The organism is Wolbachia endosymbiont (group B) of Horisme vitalbata (genome assembly GCF_964028625.1).
In the GTDB taxonomy this organism is placed as follows: Bacteria; Pseudomonadota; Alphaproteobacteria; order Rickettsiales; family Anaplasmataceae; genus Wolbachia.
Map to the genome: position 1 here is coordinate 555,470 of NZ_OZ034797.1, position 22,623 is coordinate 578,092.

Annotated in this window: 19 protein-coding genes and 9 pseudogenes; 25 read left to right on the forward strand and 3 right to left on the reverse strand. The window is 35.1% G+C overall.

Annotated elements, in window-relative coordinates; translation table 11 throughout:
- Positions 1 to 13 precede the first annotated feature (13 nt).
- The 7 genes and pseudogenes from ABWU56_RS02735 to ABWU56_RS02765 all read left to right on the forward strand — a co-directional run.
- On the forward strand, positions 14 to 2,062 hold the full coding sequence (locus tag ABWU56_RS02735; RefSeq protein ID WP_353281808.1) for an AAA family ATPase: 2,049 nt from the start codon (positions 14 to 16) through the stop codon (positions 2,060 to 2,062).
- Positions 2,063 to 2,152: 90 nt separating this feature from the next.
- On the forward strand, positions 2,153 to 2,836 hold the full coding sequence (locus ABWU56_RS02740; RefSeq protein WP_353281810.1) for a hypothetical protein: 684 nt from the start codon (positions 2,153 to 2,155) through the stop codon (positions 2,834 to 2,836).
- A gap of 16 nt (positions 2,837 to 2,852) precedes the next feature.
- A pseudogene (locus ABWU56_RS02745) lies at positions 2,853 to 3,266 on the forward strand (DUF4815 domain-containing protein); the annotation flags it as partial.
- 562 nt (positions 3,267 to 3,828) lie between these two features.
- A pseudogene (locus ABWU56_RS02750) lies at positions 3,829 to 4,257 on the forward strand (DUF4815 domain-containing protein); the annotation flags it as partial.
- 60 nt (positions 4,258 to 4,317) lie between these two features.
- Positions 4,318 to 5,179 (forward strand): IS630 family transposase gene (locus ABWU56_RS02755; RefSeq protein WP_265028085.1). Its coding sequence is split into 2 segments (ribosomal slippage): positions 4,318 to 4,643 and positions 4,642 to 5,179, totalling 864 coding nucleotides; the frame shifts between segments, so codons are not numbered across the junction.
- 11 nt (positions 5,180 to 5,190) lie between these two features.
- Positions 5,191 to 6,273, forward strand: a pseudogene (locus ABWU56_RS02760) (DUF4815 domain-containing protein); the annotation flags it as partial.
- A gap of 11 nt (positions 6,274 to 6,284) precedes the next feature.
- Positions 6,285 to 6,803, forward strand: a pseudogene (locus tag ABWU56_RS02765) (hypothetical protein); the annotation flags it as partial.
- Positions 6,804 to 6,862: 59 nt separating this feature from the next.
- Here the strand turns inward: ABWU56_RS02765 and tnpA are convergent.
- Entirely contained in the window at positions 6,863 to 7,300 is a 438-nt protein-coding gene (gene tnpA / locus ABWU56_RS02770; RefSeq protein ID WP_006279552.1) for an IS200/IS605 family transposase, read from the reverse strand.
- Positions 7,301 to 7,386: 86 nt separating this feature from the next.
- On the opposite strand from tnpA, the pseudogene ABWU56_RS02775 reads away from it, so the two are divergent.
- From ABWU56_RS02775 to ABWU56_RS02860, 18 genes and pseudogenes are all read left to right on the forward strand, one after another.
- Positions 7,387 to 8,061, forward strand: a pseudogene (locus tag ABWU56_RS02775) (hypothetical protein); the annotation flags it as partial.
- A gap of 4 nt (positions 8,062 to 8,065) precedes the next feature.
- The gene (locus ABWU56_RS02780; RefSeq protein WP_015589010.1) at positions 8,066 to 8,260 is read left to right on the forward strand and encodes a hypothetical protein; all 195 of its coding nucleotides are present in this window, start codon (positions 8,066 to 8,068) and stop codon (positions 8,258 to 8,260) included.
- Entirely contained in the window at positions 8,257 to 9,690 is a 1,434-nt protein-coding gene (locus ABWU56_RS02785) for a hypothetical protein (protein WP_353281812.1), read from the forward strand. Before ABWU56_RS02780 ends, ABWU56_RS02785 begins: the two co-directional genes overlap by 4 nt.
- A 10-nt stretch (positions 9,691 to 9,700) precedes the next feature.
- Positions 9,701 to 10,252, forward strand: coding sequence for a hypothetical protein (locus ABWU56_RS02790; RefSeq protein ID WP_264707917.1), 552 nt, complete (start codon positions 9,701 to 9,703; stop codon positions 10,250 to 10,252).
- Positions 10,245 to 11,429 (forward strand): phage tail sheath subtilisin-like domain-containing protein, encoded by a 1,185-nt coding sequence (locus ABWU56_RS02795; protein WP_353280948.1) that lies wholly within the window; start codon positions 10,245 to 10,247, stop codon positions 11,427 to 11,429. The genes ABWU56_RS02790 and ABWU56_RS02795 overlap by 8 nt, the downstream gene beginning before the upstream one ends.
- An 11-nt stretch (positions 11,430 to 11,440) precedes the next feature.
- Positions 11,441 to 11,590: pseudogene (locus ABWU56_RS02800) on the forward strand (phage major tail tube protein); the annotation flags it as partial.
- A gap of 79 nt (positions 11,591 to 11,669) precedes the next feature.
- Entirely contained in the window at positions 11,670 to 13,082 is a 1,413-nt protein-coding gene (locus tag ABWU56_RS02805; protein ID WP_264686125.1) for an IS4-like element ISWosp2 family transposase, read from the forward strand.
- 2 nt (positions 13,083 to 13,084) lie between these two features.
- Positions 13,085 to 13,456: pseudogene (locus ABWU56_RS02810) on the forward strand (phage major tail tube protein); the annotation flags it as partial.
- Between the two features lie 61 nt (positions 13,457 to 13,517).
- Positions 13,518 to 13,718 carry a hypothetical protein gene (locus tag ABWU56_RS02815; RefSeq protein WP_007303020.1) on the forward strand — a complete coding sequence of 67 codons (201 nt, stop codon included), beginning with the start codon at positions 13,518 to 13,520 and terminating at the stop codon, positions 13,716 to 13,718.
- Complete coding sequence (locus ABWU56_RS02820) at positions 13,702 to 13,983, forward strand: type II toxin-antitoxin system RelE family toxin (RefSeq protein ID WP_143688798.1); 282 nt, start codon at positions 13,702 to 13,704, stop codon at positions 13,981 to 13,983. Before ABWU56_RS02815 ends, ABWU56_RS02820 begins: the two co-directional genes overlap by 17 nt.
- A 90-nt stretch (positions 13,984 to 14,073) precedes the next feature.
- Positions 14,074 to 14,331, forward strand: coding sequence for a phage tail assembly protein (locus ABWU56_RS02825; protein ID WP_010405430.1), 258 nt, complete (start codon positions 14,074 to 14,076; stop codon positions 14,329 to 14,331).
- A gap of 109 nt (positions 14,332 to 14,440) precedes the next feature.
- A complete protein-coding gene (locus tag ABWU56_RS02830; RefSeq protein WP_353280946.1) occupies positions 14,441 to 16,714 on the forward strand; it encodes a phage tail tape measure protein in 2,274 nt (757 codons plus the stop codon).
- Entirely contained in the window at positions 16,714 to 17,061 is a 348-nt protein-coding gene (locus tag ABWU56_RS02835; RefSeq protein ID WP_022626303.1) for a phage tail protein, read from the forward strand. Before ABWU56_RS02830 ends, ABWU56_RS02835 begins: the two co-directional genes overlap by 1 nt.
- Positions 17,058 to 17,267, forward strand: a complete 210-nt coding sequence (locus ABWU56_RS02840; protein WP_353280945.1) for a tail protein X — start codon at positions 17,058 to 17,060, stop codon at positions 17,265 to 17,267. The genes ABWU56_RS02835 and ABWU56_RS02840 overlap by 4 nt, the downstream gene beginning before the upstream one ends.
- Positions 17,268 to 18,212 carry a phage tail protein gene (locus tag ABWU56_RS02845; protein ID WP_353280943.1) on the forward strand — a complete coding sequence of 315 codons (945 nt, stop codon included), beginning with the start codon at positions 17,268 to 17,270 and terminating at the stop codon, positions 18,210 to 18,212.
- Between the two features lie 52 nt (positions 18,213 to 18,264).
- A complete protein-coding gene (locus ABWU56_RS02850; RefSeq protein ID WP_353280942.1) occupies positions 18,265 to 18,798 on the forward strand; it encodes an ankyrin repeat domain-containing protein in 534 nt (177 codons plus the stop codon).
- Positions 18,799 to 18,865: 67 nt separating this feature from the next.
- Positions 18,866 to 19,087, forward strand: coding sequence for a hypothetical protein (locus tag ABWU56_RS02855; protein ID WP_019236453.1), 222 nt, complete (start codon positions 18,866 to 18,868; stop codon positions 19,085 to 19,087).
- A gap of 8 nt (positions 19,088 to 19,095) precedes the next feature.
- Positions 19,096 to 20,041, forward strand: a pseudogene (locus ABWU56_RS02860) (patatin-like phospholipase family protein).
- Between the two features lie 139 nt (positions 20,042 to 20,180).
- Here the strand turns inward: ABWU56_RS02860 and ABWU56_RS02865 are convergent.
- Both ABWU56_RS02865 and ABWU56_RS02870 read right to left on the reverse strand, forming a co-directional pair.
- A pseudogene (locus tag ABWU56_RS02865) lies at positions 20,181 to 21,204 on the reverse strand (IS110 family transposase).
- A gap of 201 nt (positions 21,205 to 21,405) precedes the next feature.
- Entirely contained in the window at positions 21,406 to 22,404 is a 999-nt protein-coding gene (locus ABWU56_RS02870) for an IS110 family transposase (RefSeq protein ID WP_353281245.1), read from the reverse strand.
- Positions 22,405 to 22,623: the final 219 nt, after the last annotated feature.

The following is a 22,623-nucleotide window of genomic DNA, read 5'->3' on the forward strand; positions in this document are numbered from 1 at the left end:
TCTTCAGGTAGGTATGGATATTTATTGTTCACAAAGAAATGGACATTATAAATTATTAGGGAAGAAAGAACAGTTAAGAACTCAACTCCTATCAAATATAAGGTCATGTCTTTCTTATTTACTGCCAAGAGGAACTTTTCGTGGTGATAAGTTCTATGTAGGTGATCTAAAAGGCAATCAAGGAAAAAGTATGATAGTGGAGTTAACTGGCAGTAAAGCCGGATTATGGCATGATTTTTCTACCGGAGAAGGAGGAGATATTTTTGATCTTTGGGCTGCTGTTACTGGAAAAAATCAATTTACTGATACGATAGAAGATATTGCTAAGTGGATTGGTTATTCGGAAAAAAATAACACTCTGGGGCAACCAACGGCATCATGGAACTATTACGATGAAAGTGATCAAGTGATTGCTACAGTTTATCGTTATAACACTGATTCAGGAAAAAGATATCTTCCTTTTGATGTAAAAAGGTCTAGTTTTACTCCACCACAGATCAGGCCTTTATATAATATTTCAGGTATTATGAAATCTGATAAGGTGATTTTAGTTGAAGGTGAAAAGTGTGCAGATGCTCTGATAGAGCAAGGTATAACTGCTACAACTGCAATGTTAGGAGCAAATGCACAAATAGAAAAAACAGACTGGTCACCACTTAAGGGTAAGCATGTTATTATTTGGCCAGACAATGATGAACCAGGTAAACAATATGCTGAGAAAGTTGTGAAAAAGCTTACTTTTCTTGGTGTTTTATCACTTACTCTTCTTGAAATACCTGACAATAAACCAAAAGGATGGGATTCAGCTGATGGTATAGAAGAAAAGATGAATATTCCTGAATTCATTGAAAATAACTCGAAAAAAATCATCGTTAAGCAATTGCTTAATATTCAAGAATGGAGCGTAGAACGTTTTATAGGTCCAGTACCGGAGCAAAAGTTTCTTGTTGAAGGGTTATTTCCTTTAGGAGTGACATCTATTCTAGCTGCAATGGGAGATACTGGCAAAGGTATGCTTCTGCTTGATTTAGCACTGAAAGTTGCGAGTAGAAAAGATCAGCCATGTGGTTTTGGTCCTTTAGTTACTGAACATGGATCTGTGGTAATTTTCTCAGCAGAAGATGATATGAGTGAAATACATCGTCGTTTAGAGCGTCTTGATTCGCAATGCGAAAGATTAAAATATAAAGATAGGCTCTTTATTGTACCATTACCAAATGTTAGTGGATCACTTACAATCATAAAGAGTGTTTCAGGTAAAGTTATAGAGACTTCTCCTGAATTTGAATCGATAACAAAACAACTTAATAAAATAAAAGACTTAAAATTAATCGTATTTGATCCACTTGCATCATTCGTGCATGCTGATTTAAATACTGACCCAGCCGTAGGCGATTATTTGATGTCTTTATTATCTGATTTAGCAGGTAGCACTGGAGCATCAATAATTACTGCCCATCATATGAGAAAGCCAAAAAGTGAAAAACCTATATCGACTGTTGAGCAAGCACGTGATGCCATTAGAGGTACATCTGCTCTTGTTAATGGTGTTAGGTGTTCATACGCTTTTTGGTCTGTGGAAGATACAGCTAAACTGACAATTTTTAAATCAATAGGAGAATCTGTAAGACAGAACGCATTATTTTATGGAGCAATTGTTAAAGCAAACGGTTTGGCTGATCGCACTTTACGCACTTATTTAAGAAATGAAGAAACAGGATTGTTAGAGGACATAACTGAAAGATTAAGAATAAAAAATATGAACGAAAAAGATTCAAAGCAGCATCTTATAACTGCAATTACACGAGCAGCAATTTCTGGACATCCATTTACCCATACAGGAAGTACAGGAGTGTATAAACAGCGGCATAGACTACCTGAGGAGTTTCACAGTATAGGAAGAGATAGAATGGAGCGTATAGTTCAAGAGCTGTTACAAGCACGGAAGTTGGTTAAAGGAATGGCTACACACTCAAAAGAAGATAAATGGCTTGACATTCCTAGCGGACCATTTGCTCGCGGTGTTGGAAAGTTTAGCTGTGGAGCTGAGCTATTCTCCTAAAAAATTTTCCTGATATAAAAAAATATTTTGATTTTTGCGGACGAATTTTGAACTCACCGTACATATATAATATAGGGGGCTTAATTAAAAATGTCAATACTCACACAGTCAGGAAGAGCAGCAATAGCAGCCAGCATAAAAGAGCAATCTATCCATCTTGCTTGGGGAACAGGTGATTCAAGTTGGGAAAGTAGCCACAAAGTAGAAAAAACTTTCGTTAAGGGTGAAATAAAATTTGATCATCAACCTATTAAAGATGTGAAGCTTTTTACAGGGCAAACAACTTATCAGCCAAGTATTGACTATACAGTTAATGGCAGTACTGGTGTAATAAAACTTACGGAAAATAGCTCTATTCCAGTAAGTGATAAAGTTACTGTAGAGTATAGTGAAAGCACACCACCAGAGCTGATAACTTCTGAAAAGCTGCTCAATGAACTTGGCAGACGTACTGCAGACGAAGTGCTATTCTGCACAGGTGATGAAAACGGTGAACTTATAACTCCATCTGGAAGGTTTAGGCCCTCAAATGTACCAACTAATAATCTCTATCTCAAATTTACTTTCGATTTCACAAACGCAGCAAATCAAGTTATACGGGAATTAGGGGTTATGGTTGGTACTAAAGTAAAAGAAGAATTACCTATAGGACAGAGGTATTTTGAACCACAAGATATAGAAGACCCAGGGATCTTATTAGTTTTAGAACATACTGTACCACTTATCAGAACATCTGCAACTCGGGAAACTTTTTCATTTGTTGTAACTTTTTGAATTTTTCTAGCATAAAATGACTTTAAACGCCTATTATAACCGCTTTAATCCTGACAAAGAGTACGAAAAAAGTTTGTTCCTTGCAGGAAGAGGTCTACAGTCTGCAGAATTAAATGAGACTCAGGAGTATGCTCTTTCTAAGCTTAAAGGCATAGGTGATGCAATATTTCGTGATGGTGATGTTATAACGGGAAGCAATTGTATTATAGATAGAGAAACTGGTAAAGTTACACTTGAGTCAGGAAAAATCTATCTGCGCGGTGCAGTTAGAAAAGTTGAAAAAGAAGAATTTGTTATTCCACTGAGTACCACAGTTCGCATAGGTGTTTATTATGTAGAATCTACGATTACAGAACTTGAGGATGAAAACCTTCGTGATCCTGCTATTGGTACAAGAAACTATCAGGAAGTAGGAGCTGCAAGGCTTAGAACCTGTCTTGAAAGGGAAAAAAGAAAAGAATAAAGCAAGAAATAGAAAAGTAACAAATGATAAGGGAATGTAAAAAATTGCTTCCATATATTTTAAATCTGATTATAATTACAGTTAGAGATATTTTGAGAGCTCAAAAACTTATCTTTGTCTGCAGACTTTTTCTACTAAACAATCAAATTAATTAAAAAATGTAGTCTATCTTCTTCAGTGTATACACGTATACTTAATCTCTGTCGTATGTGCGCTGCACTTTTTTCTAATCTTTTTTACACAGGGGGATTTTATGTTCAGAATTCCAGATACTTGACCTTTATTTTAGCTAAAAACCAATAGGCGCCTATTGTTTAACGCTAATTAAAATAAAAATTTTTCTAATATATAGAAAAATCACTGTTTACTGAAAACGGGGCAAGAAAGCTGCTGATATCACAGAACCTTAGATTATTCCCAAACGTTGTTTGCGTGACGTATGAGCGTGCTCTCCTTACTTCAAGAAATATTTAATATGACTATGCTTGTTAATTAAGTCCTTTCAAGACAGGTTCTTAGAGCTACTATCACTTGGGGTTATCAAGCAGAAGGTCTTTCTCCACGTTTTTCTGAAGGAGAGTTTTATCCAATCTATAACATTGAAAATGGAGTATTAATGGAACATTCACCACCTCCACAAGCAAAAATAGTAACTACTGCTCTTGCTCGTTATGACAAAGAAGCAAATGGTTCCTACGTCGTAAATGGCCTTGAAGTAATGTTCCTGCAAAAGGAAGAGGGAGAAGGAGGAAAAAAAATATTTGTGATTAATGAGGGCAAAGCTCATGTTGATGGCTATGAGATTGAACTTCCTCACAGTATTCGTGTTTCTTTTGATGAAGATCCGGATATAAAATCAGTTGAATCAGAACCACATACTTTTCAGCCAAATAGCCAAAGAGTAATGGAACTGAAAGTTAATGATTTTCCAATAAGTGAAATTAAAAAAGTAGATATATAGCTCTTCTCATAATAATCCAAACAAGTTAAGATATGGATTTATGGTAGTGGGGTTTGTATGCCAGCAGCGTATAGTTACGACTTAAGGAAAAAAGCAATGGAAGCATTGGATGAAGGAGAAAGTAGAGCAAATGTTGCCGAGAGATTTAAAATTGGAAAAACAACTCTATATGAGTGGCAGAAAAGACGTAAGGAAACGGGAGATTTTCAGTCAAAAAAGCCTGGAAGCGTAGGATATAACCATAAAATTACTGACTGGAATGTTTTTACCAAATTTGCAAAAAACCATGGTGGCAAAACTCAGTCAGAGATGGCTAAACTCTGGGGCAATATCAGTAGACAAACGATTCACCGTGCACTTAAAAATATTGGATTTACAAGAAAAAAAGACCTACGGATATAAAGAAAGAAATGAAGAGAAGCGAGCTCACTTTTCAAAGGTTATAGCAACAAAACGTCATGAAAATCTTGTATATATTGACGAATCTGGAATAGATAATACAGAAGACTACCCATACGGATACTGCAGAAAAGGAGAGAGGTTTCATTCACTAAAATCAGGTAAAAAAGCTCAGCGGGTCAGTATGATTGCAGCTCTAAATAAAGAGAAAATCATTGCTCCATTGACCTTTGAAGGATATTGCAATAAGGATGTTTTCGAGGCTTGGTTTGAGCAGTTTTTAACTCCAATTTTAAGGTCTGGCCAAACTGTAATTCTTGATAACGCTACTTTTCATAAATCTAAAAAAATAGATAATCTTGCTAAAGGAGTTGGTGCTGAAATTCTTTATCTTCCTCCATATTCTCCAGACTTTAACAAAATTGAGCATCAGTGGTTTGCTATAAAGAACAGAGCTAGAAAAAATATCCCTATTTTTAAGTCTTTCCGTCAAGCTGTTGATTCTGCTTTTTTATTCTGACTATTATGAGAAGAGCTATAACTGTTCAGAAAACCATTACTGTTACTCATGGTTCATACTCTGGAGCTATTGATCCGATACCTGACTCTGCAGTACTTGAGATTATTCAAGTTAAACAAGGCAATGTTATTTATGAAAACAGTATAGATTACAAACTAAACGCAGGAAACGTTGATTGGTCATTACCAGGTAAAGAACCAGCTCCTGGAAGTAGTTATCAAATAACTTACCGCTGTCGTACTCATGTAAGTCCTGAAGATATAAATGACGAGGGGTGTAAAGTAAAAGGAGCAGTTGATAACAGCTTGGTTCTGATTGATTACACCTGGAAAATGCCCCGCTATGATTTAATTACTATCGATAGCAAAGGAGCAGTAAGGAGAATAAAAGGTATAGCTCACCCTTGGCGACCATCAATGCCTAAAGCACCTAGCGGACAACTTTTGCTCTGCTACATTCATCAGACATGGAAAAACGGAGAAAAAGAAGGGGTAAAAATAGTGAATAATGCTATTCATGCTGTACCGATGAATGAGCTTGAAGCAATGAAAAAAGGAATAAATGATCTTTATGCACTTGTTGCACAGGAGCGTTTACGCAATGATGCAAATTCAAGAGAACCTACCACCAAAAAAGGAGTATTTGTTGATTCGTTCTTTGATGATGATATGCGTGATCAAGGAATTTCGCAGTCTGCAGCAATAGTAAACAAGGAATTAATTTTACCAATAGATGTAACGATTGCTGATATTGATGAAGGAGAAAAAACTTATTTATTGCCGTATGAACTTGAACCGGTACTGGAGCAGCTTTTACAGACTAAAAGTGAAAAAATTAATCCATATCAAGCTTTTCCGGCACAAATTACTCTAAATAAAAATATCGATCACTGGACGGAGGTTACCACGAATTGGAAAAGTCCAGTAACTAGAGTGTTTAATACTAGAGAAACAACAGAGCTATTGTCAAGTAATTCTTATGAAACTGAATTTATGCGAGAAGCAGTACAGAATTTTGAGATCGAAGGTTTTGAGCCAAATGAAAAGCTCAAGGAGGTGAAGTTCGATGGTATCTTCATTCAGCCTACTGCGTAAGAGGTAAAAATATGCTCACAGCTAACAACCAGGGAAAATTAAAGGGAAAGGTGAAAGTGCCAGCAAACATTCCAGCAGGTACTAAATTAGTACAGTTTTACGGGGATAAAGGAAGCTATGGAGAGGCAACTTATACTGGTAAAAAAACAATTACCATAGAAGAAAGAAGAAGAGTTATCGCAGCAAGAAGAGTTGATCCTTTAGCGCAAACATTTACTTTAAATGAGAGCAGACACATAGGAGGTCTAGAGTTATGGTTTATAAATAAAGGCAAAAAACGTGTTGTTGTGCAGATTAGAGAAACAGCAGTGGGAATGCCCTCGCAGACTGTCATTGCTGAAAGTTATATTGAGCCAAAAGATATAAAGATAGATGGCACAGCAACACGTATAGAATGGTCACCAATGTTTTGCCATGCAGGAGAGGAGTATGCGATAGTACTACTTACTGATGATGCAGATACTGCAGTAAAAATAGCAGAGCTTGGCAAGTATGATGCAGTAAATAGCCGTTGGGTAACAACTCAACCACTATCGGCTGAGAGCCGAAAGGTTGGATATAGCGCTGGAAGCGCGGTGAGAAGCTAAAGCTACTCCAATCTTATACTAGATATAGAATGAGGCTGATGTGCATCTGTATGTTTATTGATGTACTCATTAATGACTTCATCTGTGATATGTCCGCTGGTAGCACTAAAGTATCCTCTTCCCCAAAAACGCTTTCCCCAGTACATTTTATTTAGCTCTGGAAATTCTTGTTGAACTTTGCGTGAAGACCTGCCTTTGGCTCTTTGAACAAAATCACTCACAGCTATATGAGGAGGTATTACTACGAATAAATGTAAATGATCTGATGATATTACTCCGTTTTCTATCTTAATCCCCATTTCTTCAGATACTTCTGCTATGATTGTTCGTATTCTCTCCTTCATAGCCTTAGTTAATACTCTGTACCGATATTTTGTAATCCAGACTATATGGTACCTATGATAAAATACAGTGTGTTTTCCTTTGTCATATTCCGTCATAACTATACTTTATAAAGTACAGTTATGACATTGACAAACTAAAGTTTCTCCACCTAGAAGGTGGAGGCTTGTACCATCTTATGGAAAGTCAACCATATCAAGTAGGAGTATTACTGTCATCTAGCAATGCAAGCACCTGGACTCCACATCAAAATTTAGATTTAACGTTTCGACTACTAGCTGCAAAATTTAGTGAAGTTTCTTATGTTGTTGACCTGGGCAAAGTTACTGTAAATAATGTATCAGATTTAATTGTTTTGACGAACGTCGAAAAAGTAGCATTTGATACCAATGTAGAATTTATTCTGACAGATGAAGAGGGAAGAGAAAACTTTTTGTCTGATAATTTGCCGCTCGCGCTGCGTGAAAGAATAAATGGGGAATTAACGGTAAAAGCAAGCCTAAAAGGAGGGCGAGAAAAAAGTCCAGTTCTCTATCCTGGGTTACAGCTAGTTCTGGGTAATCTTTCAGAGTTCGGAGATTATGTTACAAGAAGCATTACAGCAGGAGCTAACACTAAGATTACCATAACATATGATGCGCTGATACCTGGCACTGCAGATGTTAAAGCATATGTACAAAAAAACGTGGATTGGCAATTAGTAAATTTAACATCAGGAAAACCAATTGGAGAAAATTTGGTAGAGAGAACTCATGTGCTATCAAATTTTAATGGTAATGATACAAGGATAAAATTGGTTTTAAGTGGAACGGTTGTCTATCGTCCAAAAGTCAAAAATCTACGAATCATTATCACTTAGCAGAATGTCAGATGATAAAACAAGTAGAGGATACTCTTTGCCTCATCCAGAAAACATTGCTGTGCAAGATGTTGTTCGTATCCGTACCACAATTAAGAAAATAGATGAAGATATTACCGAAAGAGAAGATGAGCATAATCAACTTAAGAGTAATTTTGAGCGGTTTAATTTTGAGACTTTTTTAAATTTTTGGAAATGAAAGAAGCAATATACCAAAGGATAAAGGATTTAGCAGCAAACAGTACACCAGATCAACTGGCATATCTTGCAAAATCGCTGGAATTGATAGCAGATAAAAAAGCTATTGCTGACATTGTGCAGATGACTGAGGTAAAAGAGATAATTGATTCACTACAAAAGAGGCTTAAGGATTTAGCAGCAAACAGTACACCAGATCAATTAGCATATCTTGCTAAAGCATTGGAATCAATAGTCGACAAAAGTGCAATTTCTGAAATTGTACAGATGACTGATGGTAAGCTAAAAGAACTTCTTGATAGTGCAAAAAAACACTTAACTGATCTGGATAATAAAAAAGCTAGTTCTTTAGCAGTGATCTCTGAATCAGAGAAGCAGTTATTAAAGAGAATTGATGAAAAAGGAACAACAAATTTATCGCTACTTGATACGAGAAAGAATGCCAATATTGCAGCAATAAATAGCATTAGTAATAGTCATAAAGATGGTCTTAAAGGTTTAGTAGAAGATTTTCGTGCTGTTAATAATGTACCATCTGGCTCATCAATTATTAGGGAAATAGAAACTCGTGATAACCAATTAAAAACATCCCTGATAAATGAGGTAAAAACTCGGGATGAACAGTTAAAAGTGTCTCTTATAAATGAAATAAGAAAGCGCAACATGGTTGAACCAGGGTCATTACCTTTCTTATTTGGTGTACTTGGCAGAAAAAATAATTATTTTGGCCACGGAACTTTTACGACAGAGCTTGGAAAGTGGAGTAGTGATATAACAAAAACTGACTATATGTTACAACTACTAGCAGGTAGCCATACGTACAATACAGATTACGTTAGTTTTTATCGGCCAAGACAACTAAGTTTTATAGAGGGAAGTAAAGGAACATTTATTTACGGAGAGTTATGCACAAAAAGTTTTTCGGGTAGTTATGATGAGATATACTATTACCCGTATGCTGCACTTGGAGTAGTATTTGTAAAAAATACAACCAATGTGAACATAAATAAGACAATGGAATTTGTTGGATCATCGTATTCGAGTACGGAGTATGGGGGAGCAGGATTATTTGTGGGAACTCCTGATAACACTAATTCTAATAAATCAAGTATTTCAAAAATAGTATGGAAAAATGTTTACCAATACATGAGTTCTGATAGCAAGTTAGCCGGATCTGGTAATGTGGAGATTCCAGCAGGAAAAACAGTTGCAATATTACTTTACACATCATCTTATCTGTATTCCAGAACACAAGTTAGTCAAGGTATGCTTGCATCAAATTATGTACACAACTATGGTCAATTTATTCAGTGGGGGATTTATAACATACGTAGCAATTTTCTCACCACAGGGCTTGAGGTAGATGTGGAAAGGACGCTCAGGGCTTGGCAATGTCCAGGGTTAGAACGAACTGATCAAATATGGCAATGAGGAGGAATTTGTGACTATTTATATACGTTTTGAAAACCACAAGCAGATTGAAACAACAACACTTGAAAACAAGCCAACTGGAAATGATTGGTATGAAGCACCAAAGAATTTTGACTGGCAAAAAAGTTATTGTTTAACAGAAGGAGAGAAAATTGTTGAAAGGAATAAGGAAGATATTGAGCTGGAGTTATTGGAAAATGCGAAACTTTCTGCACTTCGTTTTTATTTTAATAACTATACTAACGAATACGCTGGAAATTCTCACCAAAAAGCTAAATCGTATCAAATACAAGAAAAAGCCGCAAAAAGCATTCTAGCAGCACCAGAGTCTATAAGTAAAAAGGATACAGAAATTATAGAACCATTAGCAAAAGTCCGTGGTATTACAGTTATTGAAATGGCAAGAATAATTGAAGAAAAAGCAAAAAAAGCAGTAAAAGAAATAATTAAATGTGAAGAGTTGGAAGACATTACCAAGAAGAAAATTGCAGAAGCCAAAAGTAAAAATGAGCTACAGACTTTGCTAGATGATTTCAGGAAAAAAATACAAAGAAATGGCTGAAGAATTTTTACATGGCGTAAATGTTATTGAGGTAACCTCAGGAGCAAAGACAGTACGTACAGCTAAATCATCAGTGATAGGTGTAATTGGTACTGCACCTGAAGCAGATGAGCAAAAATTTCCGCTAAATAAACCAGTGTTAGTTGCAGGAAGCTTAAAGGAAGCAGCAAAGCTCGGAAAGAGTGGCAGTTTACCTTCTGCAATAAATGGAATATTTTCCCAGATTGGTGCAACAGTAGTAGTTATTCGAGTTAAAGAAAGTGAAAACAGCGATCCAAAGCTCAAAGAAAGTGAAACTATTCAAAGTATAATCGGTGGAGTTGATAAAGAGACTGGAGAATATCAAGGGATAGAGGCATTTCTCAGCAGTGAAAGTATAGTTCATGTTGCTCCAAGAATATTAATTGCACCTCAATTTACTCATCAATTACCAGAAGATGGCAAAAATCCAGTGGTTGCAGCATTAATTTCTATAGCAGAAAAATTAAGAGCTATAATAGTAGCAGATGGACCAAATACTAATGATGAAGAAGCAATTAAATGGAGAAAAAGTGTAGGCAGCTCAAGAGTTTACGTAGTTGATCCTTGGGTTAAGGTATTTATTGAAGGAAAAGAAGAAATCTTGCCATCGAGTCCATTTGTAGCTGGGTTAATAGCTAAGATAGACAGCGAGCAAGGATTTTGGCATTCGCCTTCAAATAAAGAGATAAATAGTATTGTTGGAACAAGCAGGCCTATTGATTTTACGCTCGGTAATACAAATTGTAGAGCAAACCATTTAAATGAAAATGAAGTAACAACGATAATTCATCAAAATAGCTATAGGCTTTGGGGAAATAGAACATGTTCAAACGATTCGAAATGGGCTTTTCTATCAGTAAGGCGCACTGCAGATTTAATTAACGATAGTTTACTTCGAGCTCATCTCTGGGCAGTTGATCGCAATATCACAAAAACTTATATAGATGATGTGATTGAGGGGGTGAATTCTTACCTTGCAAGTTTAAAAGCGCAAGGAGCAATTATCAGTGGAAAATGTTATGCAACTCCCGAACTCAATACACCGGCAAATATTGCAAGCGGAAAAGTGTCTTTTGATTTTGAGTTTACACCGCCATATCCAGCTGAGCAAATAATATTCAGATCCCATCTTGTAAATAATAGTGTAATAAGTTAGGAGAAAGCGAAGTGTTACCCAAAATACTGAGAAATTTTAACGTATTTGTAGATGGTCGTGGTTATGCAGGAAAAATTGATGAAATAACGCTACCAAAGCTTACCATAAAAACAGAGGAGTACCGTGCTGGTGGTATGGATATTCCAATAAATATTGACATCTTACTATTACCCACAAATATAAATGGACATAAAAATAAAGTATTACAACATTAAAGTTTGCAAACATTGAGGGTAAAAAATGGCAAACAGGAATAATGAATGGGCTGAAAATGAATTTGGAGATGCTGTACTTGGAGATAAAAGGTTAACTGACCGATTAGTAAATATTGCTGATAGTTTTACAAGTTTACCTGAAAGCTCAATCAATCAGGCGTGTGGAAGTTGGTCAGAAGCAAAAGCAGCATATCGTTTTTTTCAAAATGAGAACGTGAAAGAAGGCGATATTCTAGCTTCACACGTTGCTAAAACAGTTGAAAGAACAAAAGCCCATAAAAAAATTTTTGTGATCCAAGATACAAGTTATATTTCATACACAGACCATGAAAAAACAAGTGGATTGGGAGTTATTACAAGAAAACATAGTCAAGGTATTATAATGCATACAGCTCTAGCTGTTAGTATAGAAGGTTTGGTACTAGGGATACTAGATCAAAAAATTTATTCAAGACCTGAAGAATCTGAAAACATAAAAAAAAAGAACAATGACAGTATCCGCATTGAAGATAAAGAGAGTATAAAATGGTTAGAAACTTTAAGCAACACAAACAACATTATTGATTCAACTCAAACTGAGACTATAACTATATGCGATAGAGAAGCAGATATATATGAGTTTTTTGAGCTTGCACATAATCTTAATTCGGCAGTGTTAGTTAGAGCTTCCAAAGATAGGGCAGTAAATAGAAAATCTCGATATCCTGAAAAAGGTGAGCAGAAGTTATGGGAATTTATTAAATCCTCTCATTGTGCAGGTACGGTAAAAGTTGAAGTTCCTGCAAAAGATAATAAGCCAAAAAGAACAGCACATTTGGAAGTTAGATTCGGAAAGTTTATTATGCATCCATCTAAGAATAGTATTAGGCATAAGAAAGAAGAATTACTTAAATTACCACACTATGCAGTTTACGTTGTTGAAAAAGACTTTCCTTCTGAAACAAGTCCGCTAGAGTGGATGCTTTTAACAAATCTTCCAGTCAATACCTTTGATGAAGCTGTTGAAAAAGTTAGGTGGTATTGTCTTAGATGGAAAATAGAAATATTACATAAAATTTTAAAATCTGGTCTCAAAGTTGAAGAATGTAGGCTTGGAACAGCAGAAAGGTTGATGCGATATTTAACAGTAATGAGTATTATTGCTTGGAGAATTTTCTTTATTACAACAATTGCAAGAACTGATCCAACATTACCGTGTACTACCTTATTAGCCGAAGAAGAATGGAAAGTTCTATATGTAAAAATACATAGAAAACCATGTTCAAATGCAACTCCTACTATAAAAGAAGCTGTTTCATGGGTTGCTCAACTTGGAGGACATTTGGCTAGAAAAAATGATCTAGAACCAGGACCCATTACTATTTGGAAAGGATGGAGACGTCTCTTTGATCTAGCAGAAGGATGGCGACTTGCTCACGAACTTTATATTTGTGGGTAATAGTAAGTATTGACATGGGCATGGAAAAGCTTGAAGCAGATTTCACTTTTGCTGAATACGATACAGAGCTCTTTCGGCTATTTGGGTTGATAAATGGAAATTCGGTATCTTTGACGCTCAGAGGTGGAATGCAAGGTAGTGGAAGTAATGATATTGGAGCAGTAATAATCAATTTAAGAGGCATTTTTAAAGAATTTGATTTTGGTAACTGGAAACCTGCTGAGAAAGCAACGCTGAAATGTACTGTAGCTGCCCATTACTATAAACTTACTATAGGCGGTAATGAGCTGATAGAAATCGATGCTGAAAATATGATAAGAAAGATAAATGGTGTTGATCAAATGGCCTTGCTACAAACGATTCTAGGGATCTAATATGGTTGACAAAATTACATAAAAATGTTAAAATATAAGAAGTTGTAGGTATATAGTTAATATGGATTCTAAAGCTCATACAAATTCCATAGAGCAGCTAACTGGTTTACTTGTTAGTGTAGCACAATCTCAAGACAAGTCCGTTTTAAAGTTATTAACTGAATTAATGGAAGAAGAAATTGAAGATATGGAATTATCTAAGATTGCTGACGAACGCTATAAAGAAAAGAGGGTTAAACATCAAGATGCCTTCTGGGATTAAGCCTTACAATATAGACTATTCAGAATCTGTTATAAAGAAAGACATTCCGGCTCTTCCAGCAAAAGTAAAGTTAATGATTAAGAAGGCAATAATGGAGCGTCTAACAGCTGATCCAATTGGACTTGGAAAGCCATTAAAGCACAACTTAAGCGGGCAACGTAGTCTACGTGTAAGTACCTACCGTATACTTTATTACATAGATGCGCCAGAGCATACAGTAGTTATTACTTCAATTGAACATAGGAAAGATTCTTATCAAAGCTAATCCTATTTATAGCACCATAGTTATAACAAAGAAATTAGTTATGTAAAAGCCGATATAGATTTTTATTTAATTAGCTTTTTAAGGAGGAACATGCAAGCTATAACACTTAATAACCCAATAACAGTTGATGGAATTTCTGTCTCAGAACTTACTGTTAGACGTCCAAAAGTTAGAGACTATCTTGCAATTGAACGCTTAAATGGTAGTGACCTTAGTAAAGAAGTAACTTTGACTGCCAATTTGACATCAGTTGCAAAAGAAGCAATTGAAGAGTTAGATATTGCTGATTATGTGAAAATTCAAGAGGTATTAAAGGATTTTTTTTCACCGATTATCCAAAAAACTTGAGATTAGAAGTATTAATGTTCAGCTCTATTGTAGGAGGCGGGGTTGAACAAATACTTGATATGGAGATTAATGAATTTATCTTATGGCATAAAGCAGCGAGGAAGGTACAATGTCAACGTTATCTATAAAAATTGGAGCAGTCCTAGATGGCAGTTTCAGTACTGTAATAAAAGGAAGTAGCAGTCAACTTACTCATCTTGGTGAGAATATAAGAAAGCTTGACTCATCTTTAAAATCAGTATCAAAGTTTAAGCAGTTAGGTCATGATGTTTTGACTAGCAAGAGGTCATGGAAAGGCTTTGAAGATCAAGTAAAATCTTTAGCTAAACAAATGAAGGCAATAGAGAAACCGAGCAAAACTTTAAAAGCAGAATTTGACAAGGCCAAAACCTCCGCAATAAAAGCAAAAGAAGCATATTTGAAAAAGAGAGATGCTTTGCATTCATTTAATGAAGAAGTAAGAAAAAGTGGAAGAAATATTAAGTACTTAGTAAGTGACCAACATAAACTTGGCTCTTCTATTGAAGTATTAAAAGGTAAGTATGGTAAGCTTGGATCTGCAATACGTAGTCACCAAAGTTTTTTAGCAAGCAAAGCACATTTTAAGTCACAAATTATAGAGACTATTGGGCTAGGGCTAACGCTTGCAGCTCCAGTTAAAGTTGCAATTGACTTTGAAAGTGCTATGGCTGATGTTACAAAAGTGGTAGATTTTAAAAAAGGAACGGATGAAGCAACTAAATTTGCAAAGAAGTTAAAAGAGATGTCACGTACTATACCATTATCAGCCGCAGAACTGGCACAAATAGCTGCAAGTGGTGGTCAACTTGGTATCAAGAAAGAAGATCTTTTTATGTTTACAGAAACAGTGGCAAAAATGTCTACAGCATTTGATATGTCTGCAGAGCAAGCAGGTGATTCTATAGCTAAACTCTCTAACGTTTATGGAATTGATGTTAGTAAAATGGAATACGTTGGTAATGTAATCAATCACTTATCAGATAACACTGCTGCCAAAGCAAAAGATATGGTTGAAGCTCTAGCAATAGTTGGTGGTACTGCAAAACAATTTGGTCTTGACATCAAGGAAACAAGTAGTTTAGTAAATGCCTTCGTTAGTTTAGGTAAACAACCAGCAAAAGCTGCAACTGCTATAAATGCTCTACTTAGTAAACTTCAGACTGCTGAAGAACAAGGAGGGGATTTTAAAGCAGCATTAGAGCAAATGGGAATAACTGCAGAAGAAATAGTACAAAGAATAAGCGAAAACGGCGAAGAAGCATTACTCTATTTTTTTCAAACTCTAAAGAAAATGGATAACCAGGAACGTTCTACAATCCTTATGAAACTTTTCGGTCAGGAATATCAAGATGATATTGCATTATTAGCTGGAAGTTTTAATAAGTATGAGGATGCAATAAAGTTATTGGCTAATACAGAAAAGTACAAGAGCTCTCTACAAGAAGAATTCAAAAATCGTGCAGACACTACAGCTAATAAATTACGACTTCTTCGAAATGCAATAGCTGAAGTTGGTATGAACCTGGGCTCAGTGATGTTGCCTACTTTAAAATCTATAGCTGAATTTTTACAAGAAAAAACTAGATATATAGCAGAGTTTGCAGAAAAATATCCAACTTTAACCACGGCAATCATGGGTACTGTAGCATCCTTGATAAGTTTAAAAATTGTAGCAGTAGGACTAGGATACGGATTTACATTGCTAGGAAGTACGATTTTTAGTCTGAAAGCAAACCTACTTGGAGTATTTTCATTTTTATCAGCTATAGTTTTTCCTGCAGTAGTAACAGGACTAAGAGCAATAACACTCGCTAACCCTATAGGACTTTTAGTTGCTGGACTTGTTACTGGTGCAGCTCTTGTTATAGCTAACTGGCAAAAGGTGAAAGACTTTTTCTCTAGCTTGTGGAAATCACTCATTGAACCTATAGGAAAAGCTTTTTCATGGATAGGGGAAAGTGTATTTGGAAAAGTATTGGAAAATAGCCCACTGAAAGAATTTGAAAAAAGAAAAACTGAAATAAAAGCAGTCCATACTCCCATAAAGAGTAATATTCTCAACAGTGGAAATCCTGTGCTAGGTAACAGTATAATTAAAGAATTTTCAAAGAGAAATAAAAATAGCTTCAGAGTCAAAAGCCTTATTGAGGAGACAGAGAGCGATAAGATATTTGCAGATTTTGCAAGGAGTAAGTTTGAAAATAAAGAACAAAATAAAACTCAGAACATCACTAATAATTACACTATCAGCATTAAAGCAGAACCTAACCAAGATGTTCGTAGTCTTGCAGATGAAGTAATAAAAAGGATAAGAGAAAAGTCACGTGATGTTTTATTTGATACGGTAGAGACATTTTATTGATGCTATCTCTTGGTCCATATAAGTTTGCTCCCACAAGTTTAAAGTATAGCAGAGAAAATCGTTGGAGCACGATTGAGTGTATTGAAAATATGCCACTATTACAAAATATCGGTCAAGGTGTAGAAAATATAGATTTAGAAGGAATGATTTATCTGCATAATCTCAACGTGCTAAATCAATTAAAGAGTGTGAAAGAAACTGAAAAACCACATATTTTAGTAGATAGTTTAGGTAATATTTTAGGACAATTCGTAATTACTAGGTTAGAAGAAAAGCAGATGTATTTTTTACCTAATGGACTACCGAGAAAAATTGAATTTAGTTTGAGTTTAAAAAGCTATAGATGACTATATACTATGTGAGTAAAGAAAATGAGATGTTAGATCTGATTTGCTGGAAACATTACGGATTTACTGATGGAGTAGTGGAATTAGTACTAGCAGAGAACTTGGGTTTGGCAGAATACGGAAGCTTTTTGCCCGCAGAATTAAAGATAAAGCTTCCTACTATTAAGAAAATAGTACAAAAGTCAAAATTAAAGGTCTGGGAATAAATGCAGCCAGATTTTATAATAGATAAATGTGAATCAATTAAAGATAGAGTTATATCATTGCACCTTACAGATGAATCAGGAATAATAGATGATGTAGTTAAAGTGTGTGTTGATTACAGGGATGAAGACATAGATATTCCGAATGAATTGAACATAGCACTAGGTTATAAGGAATTTGGAATCTTTCCAATGGGTATATATACAGTCAACGAAGTGACTATACAGGGTCCACCTAAGACTCTACTAATCAAAGCTCATGCAACAAATTTAAGAATATCTTTGAAGGCAAAAGTATCAAAAGAATGGCGCCAAATTACCATAGAAAACTTAGTAAAAGAAATAGCCCAAAAACATGGATATGGATACAAAGTCGCTAAGGAATTTAAGAATGTATTGATACCCCACATTAATCAGGCAGATGAAAGTGATATAAGTCTGTTAACAAAGATCGCAACAGAGCGTGAAGCAATGGCAAAATTAGCTGGTGGGTATATATTGTTTATTTCAAAGAATATGGCAAAATCAGCCACAGGAAAAGCTTTAGGAACAACGACTATTAGACCTCAAGATACAATTAACTGGAAAGTACATTTTACCGTACGTGATAAGTATAATTCAGTAGTGGCAAAGTGGCATAGCTATGAAAAGGGCGAAACTATTAAAGAAACAGTTGGTAGTAGCGAGCCAAGTTATATTATGCTGGAACTTTACTCTAATGCAGAGTCAGCGCTGAGTGCAGCAAATGCCAAGTTGAAACAATTGAAGCGTAACAATGAAGCTTTAGATATAACTATGCCTGGTAATCCTCAAATTTTTGCAGAAGCTAAACTTAATCTTATAGACTTTAACCAAGCGGTAGATGGTGAATGGATAGTTAATAGAGCGGAGCATACTTTAAATAGCTCAGGTTACCTTACTATGTTGTCAGCATCTTTGAGTAAGTAATGTTAATAAAAAATGAGTAAATGATCTATTTAATATTAAAAAGATGTTGAATATGGATAAATTGGGTCAAGATACAAAAAACAAGCTGCATTTTTGGTGGCTTATAACAGTAATAGTATGTATTATTGCTACCTATTCCTACATGAAGGCAAAGGCTGCAGATAATTATAAAACGATATTACGCATTGCTTCTCAAAATTGTAACTTAGAGACTGTAAAATTCTTAGTAGAAAATCTATTAGATATTAATGTGCAGATCCCTAAATTAACAGCACTACATTATGCTGCAGAAGAGGGATGTGCAGAGGTTGTAAAATTCCTAGTAGAAAAAGGAGTTGATATAAATGCTACGAAATATGAAAGATGGACACCTTTACATGCAGCTACATATGAAGGCAAATTGGAGATAATTAGATTTTTATTAGACAAAGGTTCAGATCCTACCATTAGAGATACAGATGGAAAAACACCAAGGAAAATTGCTGTATTAAGATCACGGCATAATAAGGACAAACCTTATGATGAAATCATAAAGCTACTTGCTAAAGCAGAGGATCAATACGAATCAACAAAAAGTAATCACTAAAGCTGTAAGTTTTCTATAATCTGCATATAAATTTCCAAAACTATCCATAACAAGTTAATATTTTCACATGAAAAAGCAAAAAATCCCAATAGCGGTAATAATAACAATAGTTCTACAGACTGTAGGATTCATATGGTGGTTGGCAAAACTTGACTTACGTGTACACATCCATGATAAATTTATAGAAAAAAACCAAGAACTAATCGAAATAGTCTATCGACTTGAAGAGAGAGTGAAAAACCTCACTGAAGAAGTCAACGAACTTGAAGCTATTCACAAACACAAATAAATTTTACAGTGACAAAGTACATTTTATCTGTAGATGGAGGTGGCATTAGAGGGATAATACCTGCCATTATTCTAGCAGAAATTGAATCTAGGACAAAAAAGCCAATTTCCCAGATTTTTGATTTAATGGCAGGAACCTCAACCGGTGGGATTATTGTTGCTGGACTTTGTAAAAGCAATAAACTTCAATACTCTGCCAATGATTTGGTTGAACTTTACCAAGAGTATGGAGCATATATCTTTCAATCATCATTTTGGAGAAAATCAATTGCTTCTTGGCTGAGTGGTTCTCAGTACTCATATAGAAATATGGAATTTATTCTCAACAAATACTTTGGTGAAAGTACTATGGCCGATGTTGCGAGTAATCTACTACTCACCAGTTATGACATTCAGAATAGTTGTGAATTTTTCTTCAAAAGTTGGAAAGAAAAAAACATTAAGTTGAAAGATGCACTCAGAGCTACAACAGCTGCTCCAACGTACTTCACACCAAAACGTCTGAAAATTAGCCAAACAGAGAGAGTATTGATAGATGGTGGAGTGTTTGCCAATAATCCAGCGGCTTGTGCATATGCAAGTGGTAAGAGGTTATTTCCAAATGATGAGATTATACTGCTATCAATAGGCACTGGTGGAACAGATAGAAGTATAAAGTATGCTAACTCAAGGAAATTTGGCAAAATAGGGTGGATCAAGCCACTACTGAATGTGATGTTTGCCTCTGGATTGCGTTGATTATCAACTAGAACAAGTAATAGACGATAAATATATAAGAATACAATCGCAATTGAAAGTAGCATCGACTGAGATGGACAATATTACACTCAAAAATATCAAATCTCTTCAGCAAGAGATACCGTCTTTATTGTCAACAAAAAAATTACCCAAGCTGCATCATAAAATCAAAAAATACTTCCAATCCACATACTGTGTGGCAGTATACAGACTATAGTTAGTGGATATGTTGATAAGTAAATTAGTTCTATGTAGACAAGACAGCAGAAATTTACTTATCAACATATCCACTAACCAACAACATTCCATAAATTTGTGTAAGATACTATTTCACATAATTGGAGCATTTTTTGCTTTTAAAGCACTAAGCCTTCAGCCAACCTCCTAGCTCTATAGTTCTTAATATGATCTGGATCAAAGGCCTTTCTTGAACTTAAAATACCAAAAACAATGTGGAGTAACTTACGCATTGAAGCCCCCACAACGGCCATATTATGCTTACCTTTCTCTTTTAATCTTTCACAAAAAGTCATAATGATAGGGTTGTGATTCTTAGCTACTATAGCAGGAAAATACATCGCCTTACGTAATGTTCGTGAACCTGATTTACTCAATCTAGGCTTGGCACGTACAGATGAACCTGATGTTATATTTTGTGGTATAGTCCCAGCATACGCTGCCAATTGCCTGGCATTTATAAAAACTTTTATGTCAGGAATTTCAGCTAAAATAGCTATTGCTGATTCCTCTCCTACTCCTGGAATAGTTAATAGGAGTTGAAAATCTTCTAGCAACTCTTTGTGTTGTTTTAATAGTTCACGTGTGGAATTTTTTATTGTTTCTATTGATTGTTCTATGGTCATTGCTAAACTCTCCCAAACATTTACAACTTCTTCAGGCAGTCTCTCTTTTTTTTTCTAAATGATTGTTTACTAATGTTAACTCATCTTTCAATGCATCTGAGCAACGATAAAGATGTTTTAATTTTTTCTTTTCGAGAGAAGGTGGTGTCCAACGAGTTGGTTCTTGTTTTTGACAATAATCTGCAATAATCTCTGCATCAGTCTGGTCATTCTTTTGCCGTGCAAGCTTACTTTTTGCGTAAAACCTTATGCAAGCTGGGTTTATAACACTAACGAAATGTCCAGCGTTATGAAGAAATTCAGCCAAAGCTTCACTATAACAACCTGTAGATTCCATGCAGGCTTTTACTTCTTCTACGTTATGTTTTTGCAAGAAATCCAGTAGACTTCGAAATCCTGTATCATCATTTTTAAATTTCCTTTTCCTAGTTTCACGCTTTCCTTTTTTACTTATGAATGAGAGAGAAACATCAAAGCGTTCTTTTGAAACATCTATACCTAAAAAGTTGTTGATCATGTATAACTCCATATACTACTATTAAAAATGAAAAGTAAGGCTTACCTTGTGAATACAGAATTAGAACCATTTAGGTTTTTCTACGATACCGTCCAGCCTATACTTTTGAGCAGTTGTGTTAAAAGTCAATAGAAAAATTGATGTAGCTGTGAATAAATACTTAAAGTTGTGTGGACGTATTTATTCACAGCTACGCTAGTACTAGATAAAAGCAGAATTAGGACTATATTCCTTAGTGAACACTCTACCATCTCTTACTAAAGAGTTAGCAAGAATAAGTAATTTTCTCATGGCAGCAGTAGAAGCAACTTTATATGGTTTTTTGTATTGATCATATAGTCTATCAAAGAAGATTTTTATATAAGAATTGTACCTTTGTGCACTAAGGATACACATATACAAAACTGTTCTAATTTGTGATCTACCGCCTTGAATACACCTTTTTCCTTTACTAAAACCGCTGTCTCGATTAAATGGCGCAATTCCAGAAAGGCTAGATATTTCTTTATGTTTAAGAATTCCTAGTTCTGGCATGTAACAGATCATAGTAATAGCCAAGGTTTTACCGGCACCTGGTATACTAGTTATTGACATGTATTTTTTTTTAAGCTCTTGACTTTGATCAATTAATACCATCATTTCATCTTCCAAGATTTGAATTTGATTTTGCAAAATTACAAGCAATTCTTCTATTTGTTTGATTATGGATACATCGGTTATCTGGTGAGCTTGGGTTTTCTGTATCTTTGCCATTTCCACTAGTTGATTTCTGCGAGATAGTTTTTGCTTCAAACAATCAGTATTATTAACATTTAAAGGAGTAACACGCATGTCTGTATTATTAATATAACGTGAGATGATACTACAGTCTATTTTATCAGTTTTAGTACTAATACCAAGGCTTTTTGCGTAATCTCTAACCCATCTAGGTTGAATGACATATACTTCAAAACCATTGCTTAGTAAAGTGTAAGCGCATAGTTTTTCGTATCCACCAGTAGCTTCTAATCCAACTTTTGTTACATTATGCAAGTGTAGAAAGTCGAGCACTTGATCAATAGCTTGTACGTTATTTTCAAACGTTTTATAATAACCAAGTGGATGAATGTGGATGTCTAGTTTAGTTTTGCTAACATCAATGCCAGCAATAGTATTTGGTGAATTCATAATTCCTCCATAAAATAATATTGAATACTGCATTTTCCACCCTTATATACGAGCCTAAAAGCTCAATCAGTTGTTCGGAACTTTCAGTATATAAAACAGAGAAGAGAACCTTGCTCAAAAACGGTTCTTATAACCAAGAAGGGAAACGGTTCCTCTTCTCCATATGTCCTTATATTGCCATTCTATAACATTTATAAAGACTTGTTTTTAACATATAAGAAGGGATCTCTTATCTCTTGCACAGATTTTGTA